The organism is Bifidobacterium callitrichos DSM 23973, from assembly GCF_000741175.1.
Classification (GTDB): Bacteria; Actinomycetota; Actinomycetes; order Actinomycetales; family Bifidobacteriaceae; genus Bifidobacterium; species Bifidobacterium callitrichos.
The window spans coordinates 18,897-42,102 of sequence record NZ_JGYS01000001.1; the positions used below are offsets into that span (position 1 = coordinate 18,897).

General features: G+C 64.0%; 17 protein-coding genes and 1 pseudogene. 10 read left to right on the top strand and 8 right to left on the bottom strand.

The window, feature by feature from the left end; all coding sequences use genetic code 11:
* The first annotated feature begins 45 nt into the window (after positions 1 to 45).
* Together BCAL_RS00115 and BCAL_RS00125 are read left to right on the top strand one after the other, a co-directional pair.
* The gene (locus BCAL_RS00115; protein WP_043167083.1) at positions 46 to 984 is read left to right on the top strand and encodes a metal ABC transporter solute-binding protein; all 939 of its coding nucleotides are present in this window, start codon (positions 46 to 48) and stop codon (positions 982 to 984) included.
* Positions 985 to 1,331: 347 nt separating this feature from the next.
* On the top strand, positions 1,332 to 3,377 hold the full coding sequence (locus tag BCAL_RS00125; RefSeq protein ID WP_052119270.1) for an LTA synthase family protein: 2,046 nt from the start codon (positions 1,332 to 1,334) through the stop codon (positions 3,375 to 3,377).
* Between the two features lie 221 nt (positions 3,378 to 3,598).
* Here the strand turns inward: BCAL_RS00125 and purD are convergent, their stop codons facing one another.
* The 3 genes from purD to purF all read right to left on the bottom strand — a co-directional run bounded on the left by purD (position 3,599) and on the right by purF (position 7,659).
* Positions 3,599 to 4,870 carry a phosphoribosylamine--glycine ligase gene (purD, locus tag BCAL_RS00130; RefSeq protein ID WP_043167088.1) on the bottom strand — a complete coding sequence of 424 codons (1,272 nt, stop codon included), beginning with the start codon at positions 4,868 to 4,870 and terminating at the stop codon, positions 3,599 to 3,601.
* 119 nt (positions 4,871 to 4,989) lie between these two features.
* Positions 4,990 to 6,036 (bottom strand): phosphoribosylformylglycinamidine cyclo-ligase, encoded by a 1,047-nt coding sequence (purM, locus tag BCAL_RS00135; RefSeq protein ID WP_043167090.1) that lies wholly within the window; start codon positions 6,034 to 6,036, stop codon positions 4,990 to 4,992.
* A gap of 72 nt (positions 6,037 to 6,108) precedes the next feature.
* The gene (purF, locus tag BCAL_RS00140; protein ID WP_052119266.1) at positions 6,109 to 7,659 is read right to left on the bottom strand and encodes an amidophosphoribosyltransferase; all 1,551 of its coding nucleotides are present in this window, start codon (positions 7,657 to 7,659) and stop codon (positions 6,109 to 6,111) included.
* A gap of 310 nt (positions 7,660 to 7,969) precedes the next feature.
* On the opposite strand from purF, the gene BCAL_RS00145 reads away from it, so the two are divergent.
* Positions 7,970 to 9,667, top strand: a complete 1,698-nt coding sequence (locus tag BCAL_RS00145) for a Y-family DNA polymerase (protein ID WP_052119267.1) — start codon at positions 7,970 to 7,972, stop codon at positions 9,665 to 9,667.
* Entirely contained in the window at positions 9,654 to 9,872 is a 219-nt protein-coding gene (locus BCAL_RS00150) for a hypothetical protein (RefSeq protein WP_043167092.1), read from the top strand. The genes BCAL_RS00145 and BCAL_RS00150 overlap by 14 nt, the downstream gene beginning before the upstream one ends.
* Before the next feature lie 39 nt (positions 9,873 to 9,911).
* Here BCAL_RS00150 and BCAL_RS00155 read toward each other — a convergent pair whose 3' ends face one another.
* Positions 9,912 to 10,889, bottom strand: coding sequence for an aldo/keto reductase family protein (locus tag BCAL_RS00155; protein ID WP_043167093.1), 978 nt, complete (start codon positions 10,887 to 10,889; stop codon positions 9,912 to 9,914).
* A 189-nt stretch (positions 10,890 to 11,078) separates the two neighbouring features.
* Here BCAL_RS00155 and BCAL_RS00160 point away from each other — a divergent pair, with 189 nt between their 5' ends.
* Positions 11,079 to 12,179, top strand: coding sequence for a type II toxin-antitoxin system HipA family toxin (locus BCAL_RS00160; RefSeq protein WP_052119268.1), 1,101 nt, complete (start codon positions 11,079 to 11,081; stop codon positions 12,177 to 12,179).
* Here BCAL_RS00160 and BCAL_RS00165 read toward each other — a convergent pair.
* From BCAL_RS00165 to BCAL_RS00180, 4 genes and pseudogenes are all read right to left on the bottom strand, one after another.
* Positions 12,160 to 12,687 carry a DNA-deoxyinosine glycosylase gene (locus BCAL_RS00165; RefSeq protein WP_420796795.1) on the bottom strand — a complete coding sequence of 176 codons (528 nt, stop codon included), beginning with the start codon at positions 12,685 to 12,687 and terminating at the stop codon, positions 12,160 to 12,162. The two genes, BCAL_RS00160 and BCAL_RS00165, sit on opposite strands and share 20 nt — an antisense overlap.
* Positions 12,688 to 12,958: 271 nt before the next feature.
* Positions 12,959 to 16,713 (bottom strand): annotated as a pseudogene (locus tag BCAL_RS00170) (phosphoribosylformylglycinamidine synthase).
* Between the two features lie 153 nt (positions 16,714 to 16,866).
* The gene (gene purC / locus BCAL_RS00175; RefSeq protein ID WP_043167102.1) at positions 16,867 to 17,619 is read right to left on the bottom strand and encodes a phosphoribosylaminoimidazolesuccinocarboxamide synthase; all 753 of its coding nucleotides are present in this window, start codon (positions 17,617 to 17,619) and stop codon (positions 16,867 to 16,869) included.
* Between the two features lie 100 nt (positions 17,620 to 17,719).
* Complete coding sequence (locus tag BCAL_RS00180) at positions 17,720 to 18,688, bottom strand: sugar-binding transcriptional regulator (RefSeq protein ID WP_043167103.1); 969 nt, start codon at positions 18,686 to 18,688, stop codon at positions 17,720 to 17,722.
* Positions 18,689 to 18,958: 270 nt separating this feature from the next.
* Here BCAL_RS00180 and BCAL_RS00185 point away from each other — a divergent pair, with 270 nt between their 5' ends.
* From BCAL_RS00185 to BCAL_RS00200, 5 genes are all read left to right on the top strand, one after another.
* Positions 18,959 to 19,948 carry a phosphotriesterase family protein gene (locus tag BCAL_RS00185; protein WP_043167105.1) on the top strand — a complete coding sequence of 330 codons (990 nt, stop codon included), beginning with the start codon at positions 18,959 to 18,961 and terminating at the stop codon, positions 19,946 to 19,948.
* A gap of 6 nt (positions 19,949 to 19,954) precedes the next feature.
* Complete coding sequence (locus BCAL_RS13535; protein ID WP_202961909.1) at positions 19,955 to 20,191, top strand: beta/alpha barrel domain-containing protein; 237 nt, start codon at positions 19,955 to 19,957, stop codon at positions 20,189 to 20,191.
* On the top strand, positions 20,116 to 20,634 hold the full coding sequence (locus BCAL_RS00190; protein ID WP_202961913.1) for an orotidine 5'-phosphate decarboxylase / HUMPS family protein: 519 nt from the start codon (positions 20,116 to 20,118) through the stop codon (positions 20,632 to 20,634). The genes BCAL_RS13535 and BCAL_RS00190 overlap by 76 nt, the downstream gene beginning before the upstream one ends.
* 140 nt (positions 20,635 to 20,774) lie before the next feature.
* Entirely contained in the window at positions 20,775 to 21,746 is a 972-nt protein-coding gene (locus BCAL_RS00195; protein ID WP_043167109.1) for a sugar kinase, read from the top strand.
* Between the two features lie 22 nt (positions 21,747 to 21,768).
* The gene (locus tag BCAL_RS00200; RefSeq protein WP_052119269.1) at positions 21,769 to 23,142 is read left to right on the top strand and encodes an MFS transporter; all 1,374 of its coding nucleotides are present in this window, start codon (positions 21,769 to 21,771) and stop codon (positions 23,140 to 23,142) included.
* Positions 23,143 to 23,206 lie beyond the last annotated feature (64 nt).

Sequence of the window (23,206 nt, forward strand, 5' to 3'; positions counted from 1 at the left end):
GATCGCGAAAGATGTCATTGCAGGTGCAATAGAGAGGAACGCATCATGACTGTCATGTCCAAAGCCAAGCGCGCGCTCGCGCTCGTCGTCGCTTCCGCCGCACTGTTCTCGGTGGCGGCATGCGGATCCGGATCATCCGCCTCCGCCGGAAACGCGGCCGACTCCGCCAAGTCCGATGCCGCCGCAAGCGGCAAGATCGAGGTCGTCGCCTCGATCAACCAGTGGGGCTCGCTCGCCCGCGACCTCGGCGGCGACCACGTCGAGGTCACCAACATCATGACCAAGACCGATGTGGAGGCCCACGACTACGAGCCCACCGCGCAGGACGTCGCCAAGTTCGGCTCCGCGAAGGTGGCCGTCGTCAACGGCGCCGACTACGACCCGTGGGCGTCGAAGGCCGCCGAATCCACCGACGCCACGCTGGTGGACGCCGCCGAGACCGCCGGCATCAAGGAGGGCGACAACCCGCACGTGTGGTTCTCCGCCGATGTGCGCGATTCCACCGCCGATGCGATCACCGCCGCCTACCAGAAGGCCGATCCCGACAACAAGGACGCCTACGCGGAGCTCAACAAGCAGTGGCATGACAAGGAGGACGAGCTCGAGAGCAAGATCGAGGAGACCTCGGCCAAGACCAAGGACCTGCCGTACGCCGCCACCGAATCGGTTGCCTGGTATCTGGCCGACGACCTCGGCATGAAGGATGCCACGCCGACCGGCTACGCGCAGGCGTCGGCCAACGAGAGCGAACCGTCCGCAGCCGACATCAAGGCGTTCCAGGACGCGCTGAAGGACGGCAAGTCCATCAAGGCGCTGGTCTTCAACTCGCAGGAGGCCAATTCCACCACCGACCAGATCACCTCCGCCGCCAAGGAGGGCGCCGTGCCGGTCATCGAACTGACCGAGCAGATGCCGCAGGAATATGATGACCTGCTCGATTGGATGAGCGCGCTCGTCGACGACTTCGCATCCGCGGTGAAGTAGTGAGGTAATCGGGGAAGAGCGGATCGAGAAGGGTCCACGGTCGAATATCAGGGGAAGGCCCCCATATGAATCAGGGTGTCTCGGGGATGGTCCGAGGCACCCTTTCCGTTAGAGTGAATGGTTGAGAAACCGTGTGGAAACCGTGTGGCCTATGGTTTTCCCAAGGTTAACGGAAGACAATATGCGACTGGACAACAGGTGAACCATGCTGTGCGGCGTCGTCGCACGGTTCCGTCATGCCATGTGGGGGCATGACCACATACACATATGAACGGCCATGAACGGAAACGGCAACCGAACGTAGGAGTGGAACGGGCAGTATGAAGCAGCAATCGGACGCGGAAACGATGGGTGACATGACGCGTGGGAGCAACGTCGCGGGCGCTGGACGCCGTTCCAGGGAGTTCCCCGGCTGGTTGTACGGTATCCTGTTCATCCTCTTCGACATTGCTGCCGTGGCGATCCTGGAGGTCGGCGTGAGTCTCGGCGCCTCCTCCCGCGTGACGCTCTCCAGCCCGGACGTCGGCTGGGACTTCGTCGGCAAGATGTTCAACGTGCACGGCCCGAACTTCGTCTTCCTGCTCAACGTCCTGCTGGTCGGCGTGCTGTATCTGGCGCTGCTCATGCTGTTCAACCGGTTCTGGATCGCGACTCCGGTGCTCGTTGCGGCCGCCATCGTCGTCGCGGTCATCGAGCATTTCAAGATCTCGATCCGATACGAGGCGATCCTGCCGTCCGACCTGAACTTCCTCAAGGCGGACGCCGGTAATCTCATGGGATTCATGCCGGCCGGCGCGCATTGGACGATCCTGCTGGCCATCGCGGTGTTCGCGGTGTTCGTCGGGCTGTTCGTGTTCCTCAACCACATCGACGCGCGTCGCGGCCGCATGTTCCGCGGTTCGGACCGTCAATCGAAGTCGATCAACGCGATCGCGCGACTGCTGCTCATCCTCGTGCCCGGCCTGTTCTTCGGCCTGTACGCGATGCAGGTGAGCACCGTCGGATCATGGGCGAAGAGCCTTGCCACCGCGATGGGCGACAAGCCCTCGATGTGGGATTCCGTCTACGACGCGCAGCGCAACGGCCCGCTCGTCGCGTTCATGCGTCAGGTCAATCCGAAGGTGATGGACAAGCCGTCCGATTACTCCGAGGAGACGATGAAGCAGGTCGTCGCGCGCTACGAGAAGGCCGCGAAACAGATCAACGCCTCCCGCAAGTCCAGCCTGACCGATTCGACCGTGATCTACGTGCTGTCCGAATCGTTCTCCGACACCTCCCGCGTGCCCGGGCTCAAGGTCAACAAGGATTCGATGCCGAAGATCCGTGCGATCAAGGAGAGCACCACCTCCGGGCTCATGCTCTCGTCCGGCTACGGCGGCGGCACCGCGAACCTCGAGTACATGGGCCTGACCGGCCTGTCGATGGCGAACTTCGACTCGTCCCTGACCAGCCCCTACCAGCAGCTCGTGCCCGGCGAGCACTGGACGCCGACCATCAACCAGATGTGGGGCGCCGCGAAGAACTCGATCGGTCTGCACCCGTACGAGTCGTCGATGTACTCGCGGGCCACGAACTACAAGAAGTTCGGCTTCTCGCACTTCTACACGCTCACCGGACCGGACGTCATCTCCCATCAGGACAGGATCGACGACAGTCCGTACGTCTCCGACGCCGCGACCTATCAGAGCACGCTGGAGGAGGTCGAGAAGAGCGACTCCAACCAGTTCCTGCAGGTCATCACCATGCAGAACCACATGCCCTACCACGAGTGGTACAAGGACAACGACTTCACCGCCGAATCCACCACCGGCGAGCCGCTCGGCAAGGACGAGCAGGAGTCGATCGAGACGTACCAGAAGGGTCAGGCGATCACCGACGAGGCCACCGCTGACTTCCTCGACAAGCTCGACAAGCTCGACAAGCCGGTCACCGTGGTCTTCTACGGCGATCACCTGCCTGGCATCTACTCGTCCGCCAGCGAGGACGACAACAACTCCCTCGCCCTGCATCTGACCGACTACTTCATCTGGTCGAACAAGGCGTCCGATTCGCAGGGCGTGAAGATCAACAACGCGGCCTACTCCTCGCCGAACTTCTTCGTGGCGCAGGCGGCCGAGCACATGGATGCGAAGGTCTCGCCCTATCTGGCGTTCCTGACCGAGATGCATGAGAAGATCGCCGCGATGGAACCGCCAGTCGTCAACAAGATCCAGGGCTGGGACCGCATCCCCGAAGGCCAGTCGATCTACCTCGATCACGCCGGCAACCCGATGGCGGAGAGTGATTTCGACGAAGAGACCAAGCAGCTCCTCGCCGACTACAAGCTCATCCAATACGACATCACCGACGGCAACAACTACCTGAAGGACACCGATTTCATGAGCCTGCCGTGACGTTTGCCACATGCGCACGCAGCGGGAACCACGTTGTGGCACGCCACCTACGCAAGGAACATTCGTGATGCCCTCGCGATGGCATCGTCCAGTGCCTTGAACCGTAAATTCGATGACAAACGGGGTTTGCGAACTGTGTCACAAGTCCGCAAACCCCGTTTGTCGTCATCTGCCTGTTACCGCCGATACCGTCATGGTCTCCGGCGGTCAGCGCTCCGGTATCACGCGTTCAGCGCCTTGGCGCCGATGTCGTGGCGGTAGAACATGCCCGTCGTGTCGAGTGCGTCGATGATCGCGTAGACCTTGTCCTGCGCGGCCTTGATGTCCGCGGCGGTGGTCTCGACGAGGAGCACGCGTCCGGAGGAGGCGACGAGGTTGCCGTCCGCGTCGTGGTCGACGCCGGCGTAGTAGACGTGCGAGGCGTCGTCGACCGGGATGGACGGGATGCGGGCGCCCTTGACGACGTGCGTCGGGTAGCCGTCGGCGGCGAGCACGACGCCGAGGGTGGCGTTCTCGCTGTCCCAAGTGAACTCCGGGGATTCCCCGACGAGGATGTCGGCGATGCCGCGTCCCAGATCGGAGGTGAGCTTCGGCAGGACGACCTCGGTTTCAGGATCGCCGAAGCGGGCGTTGAACTCGATGACCTTCGGGCCGTCGGCGGTGGCGATGAGACCCGCGTACAGGATGCCGGTGAACGGGGTCCCCTCCTCTGCCATGGCTTCGACGGTGGGGCGCACGATCGTCTCGATCGCCTGATCGACGACCTCCTGCGGAATCTGCGGCACCGGGCTGTAGGCGCCCATGCCGCCGGTGTTCGGTCCCTTGTCGCCGTCGTAGGCGCGCTTGTGATCCTGGGAGATCGGCATCGGCCAGAACCTGGTGCCGCTGACGAAGCTCATCAGGGAGAACTCCTGACCTTCGAGGAAGTCCTCGATGACGACCTTCGCGCCGGCGGAGCCGAAGCGATGATCGATGAAGATGTCGTCGAGCGCGGCGACGGCGGTGTCCTCGTCCATGGCGACGGTGACGCCCTTGCCTGCGGCCAGACCGTCGGCCTTGACGACGATCGGCGCGCCGTGCTCACGCACGTAGGTGACGGCCGGCTCGAGCGCGTCGAAGGTCGCATACTTCGCGGTGGGGATGCCGTGGCGCTCCATGAGTTGCTTGGCGAAGTCCTTGGAACCCTCGATCTGGGCGGCGGCCTTGTTCGGTCCGAACGCCTTGAGTCCGGCGGCGGCGAAGTCGTCGACGATTCCTTCGATGAGCGGCACCTCCGGGCCGACGAACGCCCAGTCGTAGTCGTTGTCCTTCATGAATTCGATCAGCGCCGCGTGGTTCGACTGGTCGATGTGCGTGGTGCGGATGCCGTCGAGATCCATGCCCGGGTTGCCGGGGGCGACGGTCACCTCCTCGACGCTTCCGCCGCGCTGAAGCGCGTGGGCGATGGCGTGCTCGCGCGCGCCGGAGCCGATGACGAGAACCTTCTGTCCCATGGTGATGTCCTTGTGTCCTTTCCGATGCTTCAATGCGATGAGGCTCCTCCTCTACGGGGGAACCTCATCGAAAACGTTGTGTGAATGCCGTCATCCGCGAACCGGAGGCTCCGGATGCGTCACAGACCCTTGTGCAGCTGCACGCGGGTGCCGTCGATGTCCTTGACGATCCTGCCGACGGTGTAGTGGCGCTCGTTCTCCGCGTCGAGCAGACGCTCGACCTCGGCGACCTTGTCCGGTTCGACGACAAGGACCATGCCGATGCCCATGTTGAAGATGTTGTACATCTCGAGCTCGTCCACCTCGCCCAGCTTCTGCAGCAGGCGGAAGATCGGCGGCACATCCCAGCTGGTGATGTCGAACGCGGCGGCCAGACCCTCGGGGATGATGCGCGGCACCTTCTCGACGAACGCGCCGCCGGTGATGTGCGCGACGCCGTGCAGCAGGTCGTCGCCGGCGAAGAGTGGCTTCAAGGGCTTGGCGTAGATGCGGGTGGGCTTCAAAATCTCCTCGCCCAGCGTCTCGCCGCCCAGCTCCTCGGGCTTGGAGTCGACGGTCAGGTCGTGGTCCTTGAACAGGATCTTGCGCACCAGCGAGTAGCCGTTGGAGTGGATGCCGGAGGACGGCAGGCCGATGAGCACATCACCTTCGGCGATCTTCGTGCCGTCGATGATCTTGGACTTCTCGACCACGCCGACCGTGAAACCGGCCAGGTCGTACTCGTCGGCGTCGTACATGTCGGGCATCTCGGCGGTCTCGCCGCCGACCAGCGCGGCGCCGGCGTCGACGCAGCCGTCGGCCACGCCCTTGACGACCTGCTCGAGCAGGGCCGGATCGTTCTTGCCGCAGGCGATGTAGTCGAGGAAGAACAGCGGCTCGGCGCCCTGGGCGAGGATGTCGTTGACGCACATGGCCACGCAGTCCTGGCCGATGGTGTCGTGCTTGTTCATCATCTTGGCGACCATGAGTTTGGTGCCCACGCCGTCGGTTCCGGAGACCAGCACCGGCTCCTTGTAGCCGAGGGAGGCGAGGTCGAACAGGCCGCCGAAGCCGCCGATGCCGCCGGCGCCCGGGCGGGCGGTGCGTGCGACGTGCGACTTGATGCGGTTGACGACTTCGTATCCGGCTTCGACGCTTACGCCGGCGTTCTCATATGCTTTTGGCATGTTGGGGTTGGCCTTTCTTGAGGGTTCTCTGAAGGGTTCTCGGGGGAAATCTGGTATTCGATCCGGTGCTCGCTAGACGAGGGCGTCCTCGGGCTCGTCGCCGTGCTTGGCGTCCTCGACGGGCGGCTGCACGGTGTTGTACTCGTTGCCGATGTACTTGCTCTTGTACAGCGCGAACTCGGGCAGGCGCACACGGTCTTCCGGCGTGAGGGACTTGAGGAAGTCGGCCTCGTAGTCGTCGAGCGCGGTGGGGTAGTCGCCGTTGAAGTAGGCGACGCACAGGCCGCCGTACGGAGCGTCGGCGTTGAGTCCGATCGATTCGATCAGACCGTCGAGCGACAGGAACGCGAGCGAGTCGGCACCGATGTACTGGCGGATCTCCTCCACTGACTTGTGTCCGGCGATGAGCTCGCGGGTGGTGGAGATGTCGATGCCGTAGAAGCACGGGTACTTGAGTGGCGGGGAGCTGATGCGCATGTGCACCTCGGCCGCACCGGCCTCCTTGAGCAGCTGGACGATGCGCTTGGAGGTGGTGCCGCGCACGATCGAATCGTCGATGACGACGACGCGCTTGCCCTTGACCACGCCGCGCACGGCGGACAGCTTCATGCGCACGCCCTGCTCGCGCAGCTCCTGCGTCGGCTGGATGAACGTGCGGGCCACGTACTGGTTCTTGATCAGGCCCATCTCGTTGGGTAGTCCGGACGCCTCGGCGTAGCCGGATGCGGCCGACAGCGAGGAGTTCGGCACGCCGATGACCATGTCCGCGTCGACGCCGGCCTCGGCGGCGAGCCTCGCGCCCATGCGCTTGCGGGCGGAGTGGACGTTGACGCCGTAGATATCGGAGTCGGGGCGGGCGAAGTAGATGAACTCCATCGAGCAGATCGCCAGCTGCGTGTTGTTGGTGTACTGCACGATGCGGTAGCCGTGCTCGTTGACCACGACGATCTCGCCCGGACGGATGTTGCGCACGAGTTCGGCGCCGACGACGTCGAGCGCGCAGGTCTCGGAGGCCAGCACGTAGGCGCCGTTCTTCATCTTGCCGAGGGAGAGCGGGCGGAAGCCGTTCGGATCGAGCGCGCCGATCATCGCGTTCTCGGTCATCAGCAGGTAGGCGAAGCCGCCGTGGACCGTGTTGAGCGCCTCCTTGAGCTTGTCCATGAAGGTGCGCTGCAGGGAGCGGCGGATGAGGTGCATGAGCACCTCCGTATCCGAATTGGAGTGGAAGATGGCGCCTTCGTCCTCGAGCTTGCGGCGCAGGGACGGGCAGTTGGTGAGGTTGCCGTTGTGGCACAGGGCCACGTCCCCGTCGTGGAAGCGGAAGATGAACGGCTGGATGTTGTCCGTGGTGCCGGATCCGGCGGTTGCGTACCGCACGTGGCCGATGGCGCGGTCGCCCTTGAGACGCTGGATCTCGCGCTCGTCTCCGAAGACCTGGGTCAGCAGACCCAGTCCGCGGTGTCCGATGAGGTGACCGTGATCGTTCGATACGATACCGGCGCCCTCCTGTCCGCGATGCTGCAAAGCGTGGAGTCCGAAGTAGGTGAGTCGAGCGGCGTCGGGGTGTCCCCATACGCCGAAGATGCCACATTCCTCATGAATGTCTTCGAGTTCAGCCGACAAGCCAAAGCTCCTTCTCAAACTGGGGGTTCACTAAGTGTTTACCCTACCAATTACCGGCTACATCGGGTGCGTTCCGTGCATCGCCGCCGCGGTTCAGCCACCGATTCTCGTCGCAGGTTTCCCCCGTTTTCTCCTCACCGCGTTTCCGTTGCATTCCGTTGTGTTCCTTCCCGACGCATCCTGACACGCCAGAGTCGAACAAATGTTCGACTTTTTGGTATGCTGGGGTGAGCATCGTTTCGATGTTGGTTTCCTGTCGGGCCGGCCCTCGAACAGCGCCGGCCCGCTTGTTCTCATGTGAAAGCGGGTGATGGCGATGGGTGGCGTCTCCGATGAGTCCGGCCGCGTCTACATCGCCATCGATCTGAAGTCCTTCTACGCCTCGGTCGAATGCGCCGCTCGCCACCTCGACCCGCTGACCACCCATCTGGTCGTGGCGGACGAGACGCGCACCGACAAGACCATATGCCTGGCCGTATCGCCCTCGCTCAAGGCGTACGGCATTCCCGGGCGCGATCGCCTCTTCGCCGTCAAACAGAGGCTTGCGCAGGTCAACGCGGAACGGATGCTCAAGGCGCCGGGGCATCGTTTCGTCGGTGAATCGTGGGATGCGACCGAACTCGCGCGTCATCCCGAATTCAAGGCGTCGATGATCATCGCCATGCCCCGCATGGCCAGATATCTGCAGGTCAGCGCGGACATCTACGCGATCTACCTCGAATATGCGGCCCCCGAACACATCCACGTCTATTCGGTGGATGAGGTCTTCATCGACGCCACGCCGTATCTGCGATCCTCCGGTCGCACGCCCCACGAGATGGCCCGGACCATCGTCGCGGAGATTCTGGAGAGGACTGGCATCACGGCCACCGCCGGCATCGGCACCAATCTGTACCTCGCCAAGATCGCGATGGACATCGTCGCCAAGCACATGCCTGCCGACGCCGACGGCGTGCGCGTGGCGGAACTCGACGAGGCGAGCTACCGGCGTCTGCTGTGGGGGCATCGACCGCTCACCGACTTCTGGCGCGTCGGGCGGGGGTACGCGCGGAAGCTCGAGAAGGCCGGTCTCATGACGATGGGAGACATCGCCCGGTGTTCGATCGGTCGCGCCTCCGACTACTACAACGAGGAACTGCTCTACCGCATGTTCGGTGTCAACGCCGAACTGCTCATCGATCACGCATGGGGGTGGGAGCCATGCACGATCGCCGACATCAAGGCGTACGAGCCGGATACGCACAGCACCAGCATCGGTCAGGTGCTCACCGGCCCGGCGGATCACGCCACCGCACTGCTGATCGTCAAGGAGATGGCCGACGCGCTCGCCCTCGACCTGACCGGCAAGGGCATGGCCACGAACCGCATCGCGCTCGCCGTCGGCTACGACTCCGGCAGTCTCGACCCGAATCGGCTCGACGACGGCGTCGAACCTCGTCTCCGGCGGCTCGCCGAACGTGCATCGACGGACTATCGGGGCCCATGCTCCATCGACCGGTATGGGCGCAGAGTGCCCAAGCCCGTCTCCGGGGAGATCGGACTGGGGGAATACACCGCCTCAGCCGAGCGCATACGCCGGTCGATGACCGCGCTGTTCAGGCGCATCGTCGATCCCGGTCTGCTGGTCCGACGTCTTACGGTGATCGCCGTCGACCTTGCCACGCCCGTCGATCTTGCTGCGGGAAAGCGGTATGAGCAGCTTGACCTGTTCTCGGACGTGGATGGAGATGGGAGCGCTTCGGTCGGCTTGGTCGGTTCGATCGGTAACTTCACGGAGAGAGCCGGCGGGGATTCCTGTGAAAGCGGCGATTCCGGGACCGCCGACGGTACGCCGACACTCCGTCCCGAACGCGCCGATCGCATCGAGGACATGCAGCGTGCGATGCTCGCCATCAAACACAGGTATGGGCGCAATGCCGTCGTCAAGGCGATGGACATGGAACCCGGCGCCACCGGGATCGAACGCAACAAGCAGATCGGAGGGCATCGCGCCAATGGCTTTGACTGAAACCCATCGGTACGACGACATCATCGCACTGCCTCATCACGTCTCCCGGAGGCATCCGCCGATGTCGAGACGCAACCGGGCCGCGCAGTTCATGCCCTTCGCGGCGCTCACCGGCTATGACCGGCTCATCGCCGATACGGCGAAACGCGCCGAAGCCGACATTGCCAAGGCCGAAGCCCAAGGCGATGACGATTTCGGCGCGTGATCGGATATGCCATGCATCGGGACATCGCAGAATGAGTGCTCAGCCGACGTGGCGCTCGAAGCGGTGGAATCCGGTGATCGCGTCGATCTCGGCCATCGCGTCGGCCGGGATCACGAAGCCCGCGGCCTTGAGATTGCTCTCCAGCTGACTCGGCTTGCTGGCGCCGTTGATCACGCAGCTGATCTCCGGATGCTGCAGGATCCACGCCATCGACAGCACCGGCAGGTTCGTGCCAAGCTCCTCGGCGACCTTGCGCAGACGCTCCACCTTGTCGAGGTTCTCGTCGGTGAGCAGATCGTTGATCTGGTGGTCGGGCTGCCACGTGGCGCGCGAACCGGCCGGAAGCGGCTGGCCCTTGCGGTACTTGCCGGTCAGCAGGCCCTGGGCGAGCGGCGAGAACGTGGTGATGCCGATGCCGAGCTTGCGGCAGGTGCCCATGATCTCGTGCTCGATGTAGCGGTCCTGCAGGTTGTACTGCGGCTGGACCACGGTGATCGGGTACAGGTTGTAGCGATCGATGATGCGCTGGGCCTCCTCGAGGCGCGCGGATCCCCACTCCTCGGACACGCCGTAGTAGAGGATCTTGCCCTGGGAGACGAGGTCGCTCAGTGCGCGAAGCGTCTCGGTCAGATCGGTCGTCGTGTCGAAGCGGTGGCAGTAGTAGAGATCGAGATAGTCGAGCTGCATGTTCCTCAGCGTCTGGTCGATGCTCTCGAAGATGTGCTTGCGGCTCAGGCCGCGGTCGTTGACGCCGGGGCCGGTGGGGAAGTAGACCTTGGAGGAGATGACCAGCTCCTTGCGCGGGTACGCCTTGAGCGTCTCGCCGAGGAAGCGCTCGGCGTCACCGCCCGAATAGGCGTCCGCGCAGTCGAAGAAGTTGACGCCGGACTCATAGGCGAGACGCACGATGTCTCGCGCCGTGTCCAGCTGCGCGTCGTTCGTCAGCTGGGTGACCCAGCTTCCCAGTGCGACCTCGCTGACCTTCAGTCCGGACTTGCCTACATTGCGGTACTTCATTGATGCTCCTTCCGCTGCAATCCGTTGCAGCACTGGTACGGCTCACATGGTTCCTGGTTCCGCCGGCGATCCGGGTATCTCCATCGCAACCGGCCGTGAACGCTAACACGTCCATGGAAACACCTCAACCACACTTGAACGCAAACCCACACCGCGCCACCGCGCGTGTTGCAAGGCGCCGTTGGGACAATGATGACCGTGGGATGGCTCACGATGGCTCCGTCCCGCACATTGGCATTCGCCTACGACCATGATTGGCTGACTGCCGGATTCAGCATCAGCCCTCTGTCGCTGCCACTGCGATCCGGCGTGTTCGTAGCCAAGCGCGACCCGCTCAACGGCATGTTCGGGGTGTTCGACGACAGCATGCCGGATGGTTGGGGAGAATTGTTGACCGATCGCATGCTACGGAAACGCGGTATTGATCCGTTCTCGGTCGGCCCGTTGACCCGATTGTCGATCGTGGGCACCGGCGGCATGGGAGCGCTTGAGTACGAGCCGGCCGCATCGATGGATGACAGCGTATTCCCGACGGATCTGGACGACATAGCAGCGGAATGCGCCAGCCTGTTGGAAACGGATTTTTCGGATGGTCTGGACACACTGTTCGCCCTCGGCGGTTCGTCCGGAGGCGCACGTCCCAAGATCCTGACGGAAATTGACGGCGAGGAATGGATCATCAAATTCCCGTCCTCCATGGATCCCGCGAATATCGGCGAACAGGAGTATGCGATCTCCCGATTGGCGGTCGCTTGCGGCATCGACATGCCGGAAACACGGCTGTTCCCATCGAAGCGGTGCGCCGGGTATTTCGGTACTCGGCGGTTCGACCGAGTGGGCGGGCCGAACCGTCCACGAACGAAGATCCATATGGTTTCGGCCGGAGGATTGTTGGAGACCTCCCACCGTCTCGCCAACCTCGATTACGGTCTGCTGATGCGGCTGACCATGCGCCTGTGCGACAGCGTGGAGGACTGCGAGCGTCTCTACAGGCTGATGTGCTTCAATGTATTCATCGGCAACCGGGATGATCATGCCAAGAACTTCTCATACCTGTATGACCGAGACAAAGGGGAGTGGCATCTGTCTCCCGGCTACGATCTGACCGAAAACCCCGGAATCAACAGCGAACACACCGCTGCCGTGAACGGCAAAGGGCGGGGAATCACGATTGGTGATCTGACGATGGTCGGCACACGTGCCGGCATCGCCCGTGCGCGGTGCATCTCCATAGCCAAGGACATCCGTGAACGTGTGGCCGATGCGGGATTCATGGCAAGTATGGGATGAACGCCTCACGGTAGACGGCGATGAGGCGGTCGAGGCTCATCGAGGCGTTGGCCGGGCTGGTCGAGGGCAGTGGCGTCATTGGCACGTCGATGCCGTTCGCCATCAACGTCGGCGCGATGAGACGGCGGTACAGCTGCGCGGCCTTGGCGCCGGTCGTGACGATGCGTGTGATCGGCGCGGCGGCGAGGATCGGCGTCGGATCGTTCGGCACAGCGTTGCGGATGCTCGCGTCGGACGCGCCCATGATGTCGCACGAGGCGATCACATCCCACAACGCGACGTGATGCCGCAGGGCGAACCCGCGACGCGACTGCGGCGTATCGCCCGCGATGTCCGTCGGATCGGCCGGATCGGCGAATACCGACTCCATCACCGGCCAGAACCGGTTGCGCGGATGCATGTAGTAGAACGACTCCTCGCGCGACTTCGGGCTCGGCATCGACCCCATCACCAGCACGCGCGACGTGCCGTCCCACACCGGCCCGAACCCATGCTCCACATGTTTCACACGTTGTTCCACGAGGTTGTCCATTGTTGTCATGTCTTTCACGGATGTACGAACACGGTCAGGGAGCCGGAGTGAAGATCGACGACCCGTGTCGGCTCGCCGCCCGAAACCATGCATGCTCATACGGTTCGTGCGTCCGTCCTCCGCCAGTCGCGGCGTGTTCTATGAGCGAACGGACGCGGATGAGCGAATAAGAGGCCGGTTTCCGCCAGAATGATGTGTCATCTGGCGGAAACCGGCCTCTTATGTCATGCGTCGATTATTGATGGCCTCAGGCGGCGAAGTACTCGACGCCGGCCTCGAAGATCGGCTGGTACTTGTCGCCGGGGACGTTCACGTACAGACCGCTGCCGGAGCGCTCCGAGTGACCCATCTTGCCGAACACGCGGCCGTCCGGGCTGGTGATGCCCTCGATCGCGAGCATCGAGCCGTTCGGGTTCACCGCGAGATCCATGCCGGGCACGCCGGACTCGTCCACGTACTGCGTGGCGATCTGGCCGTTGGCCCTAAGCTGCGCCAGCACCTCGTCGGAGGCGACGAAGCGGCCCTCGCCGTGCGAGATGGCGACCGTGTGCACGTCGCCGACCGACGTCTTCGCGAGCCACGGGGACAGGTCGGAGGCCACACGCGTGCGCACCAGACGGCTCTGGTGACGGCCGATCGTGTTGAACGTCAGCGTCGGGCAGTCGGCGTTCATGTCGACGATGTCGCCGAACGGCACCAGACCCAGCTTGATGAGCGCCTGGAAGCCGTTGCAGATGCCCAGCATCAGACCGTCGCGGTTCTTCAGCAGGTCGCGCACCGCCTCGGTGACGGCCGGGGCGCGGAAGAACGCGGTGATGAACTTGGCGGAACCGTCCGGCTCGTCGCCGCCGGAGAAGCCGCCCGGGATCATCACGATCTGGCTTTTGTTGATCTCCTCGACCAGCTTGGCGGTGGATTCGGCCACGGCCTCGGGCGTCAGGTTGTTGACGATGAGCGTCGAGACCTCGGCGCCGGCGCGTTCGAACGCGGCCGCGGAATCATACTCGCAGTTGTTGCCGGGGAACACGGGGATGATCACGCGCGGCTTGGCCACGCCGGCACCCGTGTACACGGTCTTCTTCGCGTCGTTGTCCTGCGCAACGTGGAAGTCGACCGTCTCGACGGTCTCGCCCTTCTCGGCACCGTAGGAACGGTACGGGAACACGGATTCGATGCCGCCCTCCCACGCGTTCTGCAGTTCGGCGAGGTCGATGGCCTCGCCGCCGGCGACGAACTCGTACTCGGAGGAGGTCACGCCGATCTCGCCCACCTCGACGAGGTTGGAGACGGCCGGGATCTTCTCGTTGTCCTTGAGCTCGACGATGAACGAGCCGTACGCCGGAGCGAACAGGTCGTCGATCGCGATGTCGTCGTTCAGGGTAAGGCCGATGCCGTTGCCCACCGTCATCTTGAACAGCGCCTCGGCGGTGCCGCCATAGCCCGGCGTGGACACGGCCAGCGCGGTGCCGAAGTCGGTGAGCTCTTCGATCAGGCCGAACGCGTCGAGCAGGGAGTCCTTGTCCGGCGTCAGACCGTCGGCGAGGTAGCGCGGCGCGATGCGCACGACGCGGTGTCCGGCGCCCTTGAACTCGGGGGAGGTGGCGCGCTTCATGTTGCCCACGGCCACGGCGAAGGAGATCAGCGTCGGCGGCACGTCGAGCGCCTCGAACGATCCGGACATGGAGTCCTTGCCGCCGATCGCGCCGGCGCCGAGGTCGATCTGCGCCATCAGGCGCCCAGCACGGCAGCCGTCGGCTTGCCCCAGCGCTCGGGCTCGTCGCGCAGCTTCTCGAAGTACTCCTGGAAGCTCAGGTATGCCTTCTCATGCTCGAAGCCGGCGGCGACCAGCTTGGCGAGCGATTCGACGACGGACAGGTATGCGCCGGTGAACTGGTTCCTCTCCATGATGTACGGGTTGAAGCCCCATGCCATCGCCGAGGCGGTGGTGGTCTCGCCGAACACCGGGAACTTGGCGACCATCGCCTCGTTCGGGGTGAGCTGCCTCGTGCCGCCGAACGGCATGAGCACGGTGCCTGCGCCGATCGTGGAGTCGAAGCGCTCGGACAGGCCCTTGTTGGACGCCACGTTGAGGTCGGTCACCAGGGCGTGCATGCGCTCGTTGAGGGAGCCGGAGCGCCATGCGGCCGGCACCTCGTACGCCTGCTGCGCCTCGACGTGCACGGCCTGATGCTTCGGCGCGCCGTTGGAGGCGAGGAACTCGCGCTTGAGGTTGACGATCTCGTCGCCGTTCCAGGTCATCACCATGCGCGGGTCCTCGGTGACGGTGGCGATCACCGTCGCCTCGAGGTTCTCCTCGCGGGCGTAGCCGAGGAACTCGTCGACGTCCTCGGCCGCGACGTCGACGGCCATGCGCTCCTGCGATTCGGAGATGGCCAGCTCGGTGCCGTCGAGACCCTCGTACTTCTTCGGCACGGTGTTGAGGTCCACGTACAGGCCGTCGGCCAGCTCGCCGACCGCCACGGACACGCCGCCGGCGCCGAAATCGTTGCAGCGCTTGATCAGACGGCAGGCGTCGCCGCGGCGGAACAGACGCTGCAGCTTGCGCTCGACCGGCGCGTTGCCCTTCTGTACCTCGGCGCCGTCGAGCTCGAGCGATTCGACGTTGTGCGCCTTCGAGGCGCCGGTCGCACCACCGATGCCGTCACGGCCGGTACGGCCGCCCAGGAGGATGATCCTGTCGCCGGGGGCGGGGGTCTCGCGGCGGACGTGGTCGGCCGGGGTGGCGGCCACGACCGCACCCACCTCCATGCGCTTGGCCACGTAGCCCGGGTGGTAGATCTCGTTGACCTGGCCGGTGGCCAGACCGATCTGGTTGCCGTAGGACGAGTAGCCGGCGGCGGCGGTCGTCACGAGCTTGCGCTGGGGGAGCTTGCCCTCGAGCGTCTCGGAGACCGGTACGGTCGGATCGGCGGCGCCGGTCACGCGCATCGCCTGATACACGTAGGAACGGCCGGACAGAGGATCACGGATGCAGCCGCCGATGCAGGTGGCCGCGCCGCCGAACGGTTCGATCTCCGTGGGGTGGTTGTGCGTCTCGTTCTTGAACAGGAACAGCCAGTCCTGCATCTCGCCGTTGACGTCGACCTTCACCTTGACGGTGCAGGCGTTGATCTCCTCGCTCTCGTCGAGGCCGGTGAGGATACCGTTCTTCCTGAGCCACTTCGCGCCGATCGTGCCCATGTCCATCAGACACACGGGCTTGTTCTCGCGGCCGAGCTCGCGGCGCAGCTCCAGATAGCGCTCGAACGCGTCCCTGACCGTGTCGTCGTCGATCGCGACGTCGGTCAGGCGGGTGCCGAACGTGGTGTGGCGGCAATGGTCGGACCAGTAGGTGTCGATCACCTTGATCTCGGTGATTGTGGGCTCGCGGCCCTCCTCGGCGAAGTACTTCTGGCAGAACTCGAGATCGGCCAGATCCATCGCGAGCCCACGCTCGTCGATGAAACGCTGTCCGGCCTCGGCGTCCATCTCGTTGAATCCGGCGATGACCTCGACCTTGCCCGGGGTGGGCACCTTGGTCTTCAGCGTCTCCTTGACGCCGAGATCTGCCTCGCGCGCCTCGACCGGGTTGATGACGTAGCGCTTGATCGCCTCGACGTCCGCGTCCGTCAGATCGCCCTCGAGGGCGTACAGCTTCGCGGAACGCACGGTCGGGCGCTCGCCCTGCGAGATCAGCTGAATGCATTCGGCGGCGGAGTCGGCGCGCTGGTCGAACTGGCCGGGCAGGAACTCGGTGGCGAACACCGAGGCCTTGCCGAAGTCCGGCAGGTCGGCGTACACGTCATCGACCTGCGGCTCGCTGAACACGGTGGGCGTGACCTTGTCGAACAGGGCCTTGTCGATGCCCTCCACGTCATAACGGTTGACGATGCGGATCCGCTTGAGGCCGGCGATGCCGAGAATGGTTTTGAGCTCGGTGTCCAGCTGCTGGGCCTCGACGTCGAAGCCGGGCTTCTTCTCCACGTACACGCGGAAAACCATGGGATTCCTTTCCACTGAAAGTTACTCGAAAACAGTGTTGCGAAGATGGAAGAACCGTAAGGGGTTCTGTGCGCAATCGAAACTGGCTCCCGTCGTCGGACCCGTACGCCCTGCAAGGCGTGACGATTCCATCAACGGGAGCCAGTGTACGGGTCACTCGGCGCGTTCGATGCCCTCGGCCTCGGCCAGCTTGAGCAGGCGACCGTAGATCTCCTCGTACGCGGGGATGATGTTGCCCAGATCGCGGCGGAACAGATCCTTGTCGAGGTGCTCGATCTTGCCGCTCTTGTCCTTGAGATCCCACAGGCGGCAGGTGTCCGGGGTGATCTCGTCGGCGAGCAGGATGGTGCCGTCGGAGGTCTTGCCCTCCTCGATCTTGAAGTCCACGAGCTGGACGTCGATCTTGGAGAAGATGTCCTTGAGGCCATCGTTCACGGCGCGGGCGATGCGGGAGATCTCGGCGAGCTCCTCCTCGGTGGCCAGTCCCAGCGCCACGATGCCGTCGTCGTTGATGAACGGGTCGTTCAGCGGATCGGACTTCAGGCAGAACTCGAGGATCGGCTTCTTGAGCGGGGTGCCCTCTTCGACGCCGTAGCGCTTGGCGAAGGAACCGGCGGCGGTGTTGCGCATGATGATCTCGAGCGGGAACATGTCCATCTTCTTCACCAGCTGCTCGGTGTCGGAAATGCGCTTGATGAAGTGGCTGTCCACTCCGCGGGCCTTGAGCAGGTCGAAGATGACGGAGGTGATGTGGTTGTTCAGGTTGCCCTTGCCGGCGATCTGTTCCTTCTTCTCGCCGTTGAACGCAGTCGCCTGGTTCATGTATTCGACCCAGAGCACATCCGGGTCATCGGTCGCGTACATCTTCTTGGCTTTGCCCTGGTAGAGCATGTCCAGTTTTTCCATTATCGCCTTCCAAATCGTGCTTGTGAAGCGGCATTTCTGGGTGAACTAACGGTAAAAAGGGTAGCAATCGGCGGTGACACTGCGGGGGTGCGTCGCGGGCTTACGCGAGCAGCGCCTCGGCCGTCGACTGGTCGGTGACGAGCGCGGAGATGAGCCCTCCGATCAGGCACGCGCGGATGGCCGGCGTCTTGACCGACCCCCATGCCACGCCGATGACCAGCGGGATGCGGTGGAGGCGTTCGATGTCGATCGAGATCGTCCGCTCGCACAGGTCGGTCGTGACGTGCCGCCCCTGCGCGTCGATGTGGTGGCCGCAGATGTGGCCGACCACGCCGTGGGCGTGCAGGTCTGCCGCCTTGCGCTGGTCGATGTATGCGTCGAAGATATGCCCGGAGCGTTCCGTGGTGACCGCGCCGACGCCGACGATCGCCACGTCCGCGCCGCCGCCCAAAGCCAGCGCGGTCGCGATCTGCGGTTCCTGACGCATCGCGCGTGCGAGCTCAGGACTCGACAGGATCATCGGCGCGGGCAGTATCGTGAACGTGCCGCCGATGCGCTGTGCGAGCATGCGGCAGATATCGGGGGAGTCGGTCATCGGATTGTCGGGGCTCAGGGTGCCGAGCATCTGTGCGACGTTCGATTTGGGCCAGTCGCACACCGGTACCTCACGCACGGTGGCGGCCACCGCATTGCCGTTCGACACGGTGATCAGCGAGTCGGGCGCACACGTCTCGGCAAACAGCGCGGCCGCGTAGCGGGGCACGATCGTTCTCGGGTCCTCGCCGGGCCGCACCTCGGCCACGCGCGCGTGCCTCAGGCCGTACCTGCGTTTGAGCCCATCCTCTAGGGAGCGCATGCGTTCGAGCGTGTGCCCGATCGTGATGTGCACGATGCCGCTTTCACGCGACTCCTTGAGCAGTCGGGAGACGGTCGGCCGGGAGTAGCCGATCTCCTTGGCGATTTCGGACTGGGTCTTGTCGTCCAGATAGTAGGCGCGGGCCACCTTGAGCATCAGATCGATGTGCTTGCGGGAGGTGGAAGTCGCCATCATGACGTCATCGTTGAACATATGTTCATGTTAGCTCCAATAGCATGGATTGGGCAAGATGGTATTTGAGTTGTTTTTCCTTGCGATTCCAGTATTTGTTGGTTGCTTGTATGGATGAACGATTGTGTCTATGAACATCTGTTCATTGGTGTCATGGTTATTCTGGCGTGTCGCACATAGATTGATAACCGTCAGCCGAACCAAGGGGAAACCCAAGGCGAGAAGAACCGGTGCCTCACAGCGGAAGACACCGCAGCAGACCACAACACAAAGCAACAAAGGAGTACAACCATGGCATTCGCACGTACGATCTTCGGAGACGTCGATCCCAGCACCCTCGGCGTGGTGGACTGCCACGACCACCTGATCCGCGTCGGCGCCGGCGAGGTCTACATTGACGGCGACCACCAGCTCGACTCCGTCGAGAAGGCCATCGAGGAGGGCGGCTACTTCGCCGAGGCCTCCAAGAAGTGGAGCCCGAACGGCGGCACCGTCGTCGACATGTGCCCGATCAACTGCGGCCGCGACCTGAACAAGCTGGCCGAGGTCACCAAGGCCGTCGACGGCCTGCAGGTCATCGCCGCCACCGGCTTCCACCGCGAACACGTCTACCTCGAGACCCAGTCCCACTGGATCAACCGCTACGACGTCGACAAGGTCGCCGAACTGGTCATCGCCGACATCCGTGAGGGCATCGACAAGAACGACTACTCCGGCCCGATCGTCGAGCGCACCCCGTACAAGGCCGGCGTCATCAAGGTCGGCACCGCGTACGGCAAGATCACCAAGTTCGAGCGCAAGTGCATGGAGGCCGCCGCCATCGCCGCCATCGAGACCGGCTGCCCGATCAACACCCACACCACCTACGGCACCTGCGGCCTCGAGCAGGCCGAGGGCTTCCTCGAGCTGGGCGTGCCGGCCAACCAGATCGCCATCGGCCACATCCAGCGCAACGCCGACGTGTACTACCTCGAGCAGATTTTGAAGCTCGGCGTCTACCTCGAGATCGACGGCACCAACCGCATCAAGTACCAGCCCGATTCCAACCGCATGATGGAGCTCAAGGCCTTCTACGAGGACGGCTTCGCCGACCGCATCCTGCTCGGCACCGACTCCGGCAAGCGCGGCTACCAGAAGGCGTACGGCGCCACCTCCGGCGTCGACTACAACCCGGCCGTCGACGGCCCGCGCATGGTCGACGAGGGCTTCGACCGCGAGTACATCGAGAAGCTGCTCATGAAGAACGCCCAGGAGTTCTTCACCTTCAAGAAGGAGGGCTGATCCACGATGACTGAGGCAACCGAAACGAAACTCCAGCGTCCGCGTCTGCAGATCGCACTCGACACCACTGACATGCCGAGCGCCCTGAGGCCCCTCAACAAGGCCATCAGCCAGATCGACGTCATCGAATGCGGCACGATCCTCATCATCGCCGAAGGCTCAAGGCCGTGCGTGAGATCCGCGCCCTCTACCCGGACAAGACGATCCTGGCCGACGTGCGCATCGCCGAGGCCGGCGCCCTGATCGCCCGCAACTGCTTCGAGGCCGGCGCCAACTGGGTGTCGGTCGTGGCCGGGGCCTCCCTGACCACCGTCGAGCAGGTCGTCAAGGTCGCCGACGAGTTCGGCGGCGAGGTGCAGATTGAGCTCGGCGAGGACTACGACGCCGACAAGGCGCGCAAGTGGAAGGAACTCGGCGCCAAGCACGTCATCGTCCACCGCTCGCGCGACGCCGAGGTCGCCGGCACCCTCAAGTGGGGGCCGAACGACATCGAGCGCATCAAGGAGCTGCACGCCATGGGCTTCACCGTCACCGTCACCGGTGGCGTGAACGTCAAGGACATCCCGTTCTTCCAAGGCGCTCCGGTCGGCGTGATCATCTCCGGCCGCGGCATCGTCAAGGCCGAGGATCCGCTCGCCGCCGCCACCGAACTGAAGAACACCATCAACGAGGTGTGGCCCGAGTAAGGCCGCCGCGGGATACCGGGGCCGCCCTCCAATGGAAAAGGGACATCCCCCTAGCCCGGGGATGTCCCTCACGAAACTCCCGACATTTTCGAACAATCCCAAGAATTTCCAACCCGATTATAGACACAAGGAAGTGCGACATGACCGCTAACGCCGCCAAGTCACCCAAGTACGATCTCTCCACCATCGGCGAAGGCCAGATCCGCCTCACCGTCGGACGCGGCGAACGACTGATGTTCACCCGCTCCGTCCACATGAACCCCGCATGCTCCGAGGCCAACGTCGCCGGCCTGCTCTCCCAACTCGGACGCGAAACCCTGTGGACCAGCTCCCTGCCCGAAGGCGACCTCGGCGACTACATCCTCGCCGAATACCGTTCCGTCGGCGTCCACATGGACACCATGGTCCGCCGTCCCGGCGGCCGCACCGCCCTGTACTTCATGGAGCCCGGCGAATACCCGATGCCCGCCAACGTCATCTACGACCGCGAATGGACCACCTTCCGCGCCACCGGCATCGACGACTACGACTGGGACGAGATCCTCAACACCAAGGTCATCTTCCTGACCGGCATCACCGCCGCCCTAACCGACACCACCGCCGAAGTCGTGCGCTACGCCGCCGACGAGGCCGTCAAGCGCGGCGTCGAGGTCATCCTCGACGTGAACTTCCGCCGCAAGCTGTGGAGCGGTGAGAAGGCCCGCGAGGTCCTCGAGCCCATCGCCAGGCAGGCGAGCGTCCTGTTCTGCTCCATTGCCGACGCCGAGAAGGTATTCGGCATCACCGGCACCCCCGAGGAGGTCACCGCCGAACTGCAGAACCGCTTCGGCTGCAAGTACGTCGTCTCCACCAACCACACCGAAGGCCCCTACCTGCGCGGCCGCGAGGGCTTCTACCCCTACCGCACCACCCCGGTGAACGTCATCGACCGTCCCGGCGCCGGCGACTCCTTCGTCTCCGCCACCATCCACGGCTATCTGTCCGGCGACATCCGCGAAGGCGTCAAGTGGGGCCAGTACGCCTCCAAGGTGGCCCTGACGCACAAGGGCGACCTGACCCGCGTACGCCCCGGCGAGCTCGACATCCCGCTCGGCACCGACATCGACCGCTGACGGCCGGGGAGCGTTGAACGTCATGACCTCACCAACCTCCGCCGCATCGTCGGCCGCCGCCGCGCCGATCGTCACCGCATACGAGCAGATCGACTCCCGCCCCCTCACCGGGCATCAGAAAAGCCTCGTCGCGCTCGCCGTCGTCGGCAACATCGCCGAGTTCTTCGACATCTTCATGGTCGGCTTCGTGATCGCCCTGCTGACCGGAGCCTGGAACCTGACCGGCGTACAGGCCGGCATCATCACCTCCTGCACGGGGCTCGGGACCGTGGCCGGCTCGATCCTGTGGGGACGCATGTCCGACCGCATCGGCCGGCGCGGCTCCTTCCGCTGGTGCGTGATCTTCTTCCTCGTGTTCACGGTGCTCACACTGTTCATTCCGAACGGCGCGTGGTACCTGTATGCGATCTGCCGTGTCGGCGTCGGCATGGGTGTGGGCGGCCTCAACATCACCTCCATCCCGTACGTCCAGGAGTTCGTGCCATCCAAGCAACGAGGTCTGCTCGCCGGCCTCGCCTCGGTGTTCATTCCGATGGGTCTGCTGCTCGGATCGATCTGCCAGCGCATCGTCGGCGACAACTGGCGTGTGCTCGTCTCGCTGAGCCTTGTGTCCGTGCTCCTGCTCGTCTGGATCCACTTCGTTCCCGAATCCCCGCGTTTCTACCTGCTCAAGGGGCGCAACGACGAGGCCCGCAAGTCGCTCGCCTGGGCGATGGACATCCCCGAGGACGAGGTCGGTGAACTGCCGGAGGTCAAGGTCGAGAGGAAGGCGTCCTACGGGGAGCTGTTCGCGCATCACCTGCGCCCGCTCGTCATCGTCTCGCTCGGCTCGTTCTGCTTCATCCTCGGCAGCTTCGCCATCCAGTCCTGGGGACAGACGCTGCTCAAGGACGCATTCGGATTCGACACCCAGATGGTCGCCTACCTGTTCATGGGCGTGGCCGTCGCCGACTGCCTCGGACGATTCGGCTCCGCATGGCTCGCCGACCGCATCGGCCGCCGCTGGACGATGTTCATGTACGGCATGATCGGTGCCGCCGCCTGCTTCGCCGCAGCGCTCTTCCATGACTCCGGCTGGGCGTTCTACGTCGAGGTGCTCATCATCATGATGTTCGCCGACGGCGTGTTCGGCATCATCAACGCCTTCGGATCCGAGCAGTTCTCCAACGAGGTGCGCTCCACCGGCATCGGCCTGGGCTATGGCCTCGGCGCGATCGCCAAGATCGTCGGCCCTTCCCTGATGGGCGTGCTCGTCGGCGGCAGCGCCGTCTCCCAGAACATCAGCCTGAACGTCATCACCACGGCCTTCACCTTCTTCGGATGCTGCCTCGTGGTCGGCGCGATCATCTACCTGTTCGCCCGCGAGACCAAGGGCAAGAACCTCGAGTCGCTCTGATCCGAGGCCCTGATTCCCGCTTCTGGTTCCCCCCTGATTTATTCCCTTATCCCCCATTTTTCCC

What these genes read in the sequence shown, in the direction of transcription:
- BCAL_RS00115 (WP_043167083.1), top strand. Translation starts at nt 46, where the DNA reads ATGACTGTCATGTCCAAAGCCAAGCGCGCGCTCGCGCTCGTCGTCGCT.
- BCAL_RS00125 (WP_052119270.1), top strand. Translation starts at nt 1,332, where the DNA reads ATGGGTGACATGACGCGTGGGAGCAACGTCGCGGGCGCTGGACGCCGT.
- purD (WP_043167088.1), bottom strand. Translation starts at nt 4,870, where the DNA reads ATGGGACAGAAGGTTCTCGTCATCGGCTCCGGCGCGCGCGAGCACGCC.
- purM (WP_043167090.1), bottom strand. Translation starts at nt 6,036, where the DNA reads ATGCCAAAAGCATATGAGAACGCCGGCGTAAGCGTCGAAGCCGGATAC.
- BCAL_RS00145 (WP_052119267.1), top strand. Translation starts at nt 7,970, where the DNA reads ATGGCGATGGGTGGCGTCTCCGATGAGTCCGGCCGCGTCTACATCGCC.
- BCAL_RS00150 (WP_043167092.1), top strand. Translation starts at nt 9,654, where the DNA reads ATGGCTTTGACTGAAACCCATCGGTACGACGACATCATCGCACTGCCT.
- BCAL_RS00155 (WP_043167093.1), bottom strand. Translation starts at nt 10,889, where the DNA reads ATGAAGTACCGCAATGTAGGCAAGTCCGGACTGAAGGTCAGCGAGGTC.
- BCAL_RS00160 (WP_052119268.1), top strand. Translation starts at nt 11,079, where the DNA reads ATGATGACCGTGGGATGGCTCACGATGGCTCCGTCCCGCACATTGGCA.
- purC (WP_043167102.1), bottom strand. Translation starts at nt 17,619, where the DNA reads ATGGAAAAACTGGACATGCTCTACCAGGGCAAAGCCAAGAAGATGTAC.
- BCAL_RS00180 (WP_043167103.1), bottom strand. Translation starts at nt 18,688, where the DNA reads ATGTTCAACGATGACGTCATGATGGCGACTTCCACCTCCCGCAAGCAC.
- BCAL_RS00185 (WP_043167105.1), top strand. Translation starts at nt 18,959, where the DNA reads ATGGCATTCGCACGTACGATCTTCGGAGACGTCGATCCCAGCACCCTC.
- BCAL_RS13535 (WP_202961909.1), top strand. Translation starts at nt 19,955, where the DNA reads ATGACTGAGGCAACCGAAACGAAACTCCAGCGTCCGCGTCTGCAGATC.
- BCAL_RS00195 (WP_043167109.1), top strand. Translation starts at nt 20,775, where the DNA reads ATGACCGCTAACGCCGCCAAGTCACCCAAGTACGATCTCTCCACCATC.
- BCAL_RS00200 (WP_052119269.1), top strand. Translation starts at nt 21,769, where the DNA reads ATGACCTCACCAACCTCCGCCGCATCGTCGGCCGCCGCCGCGCCGATC.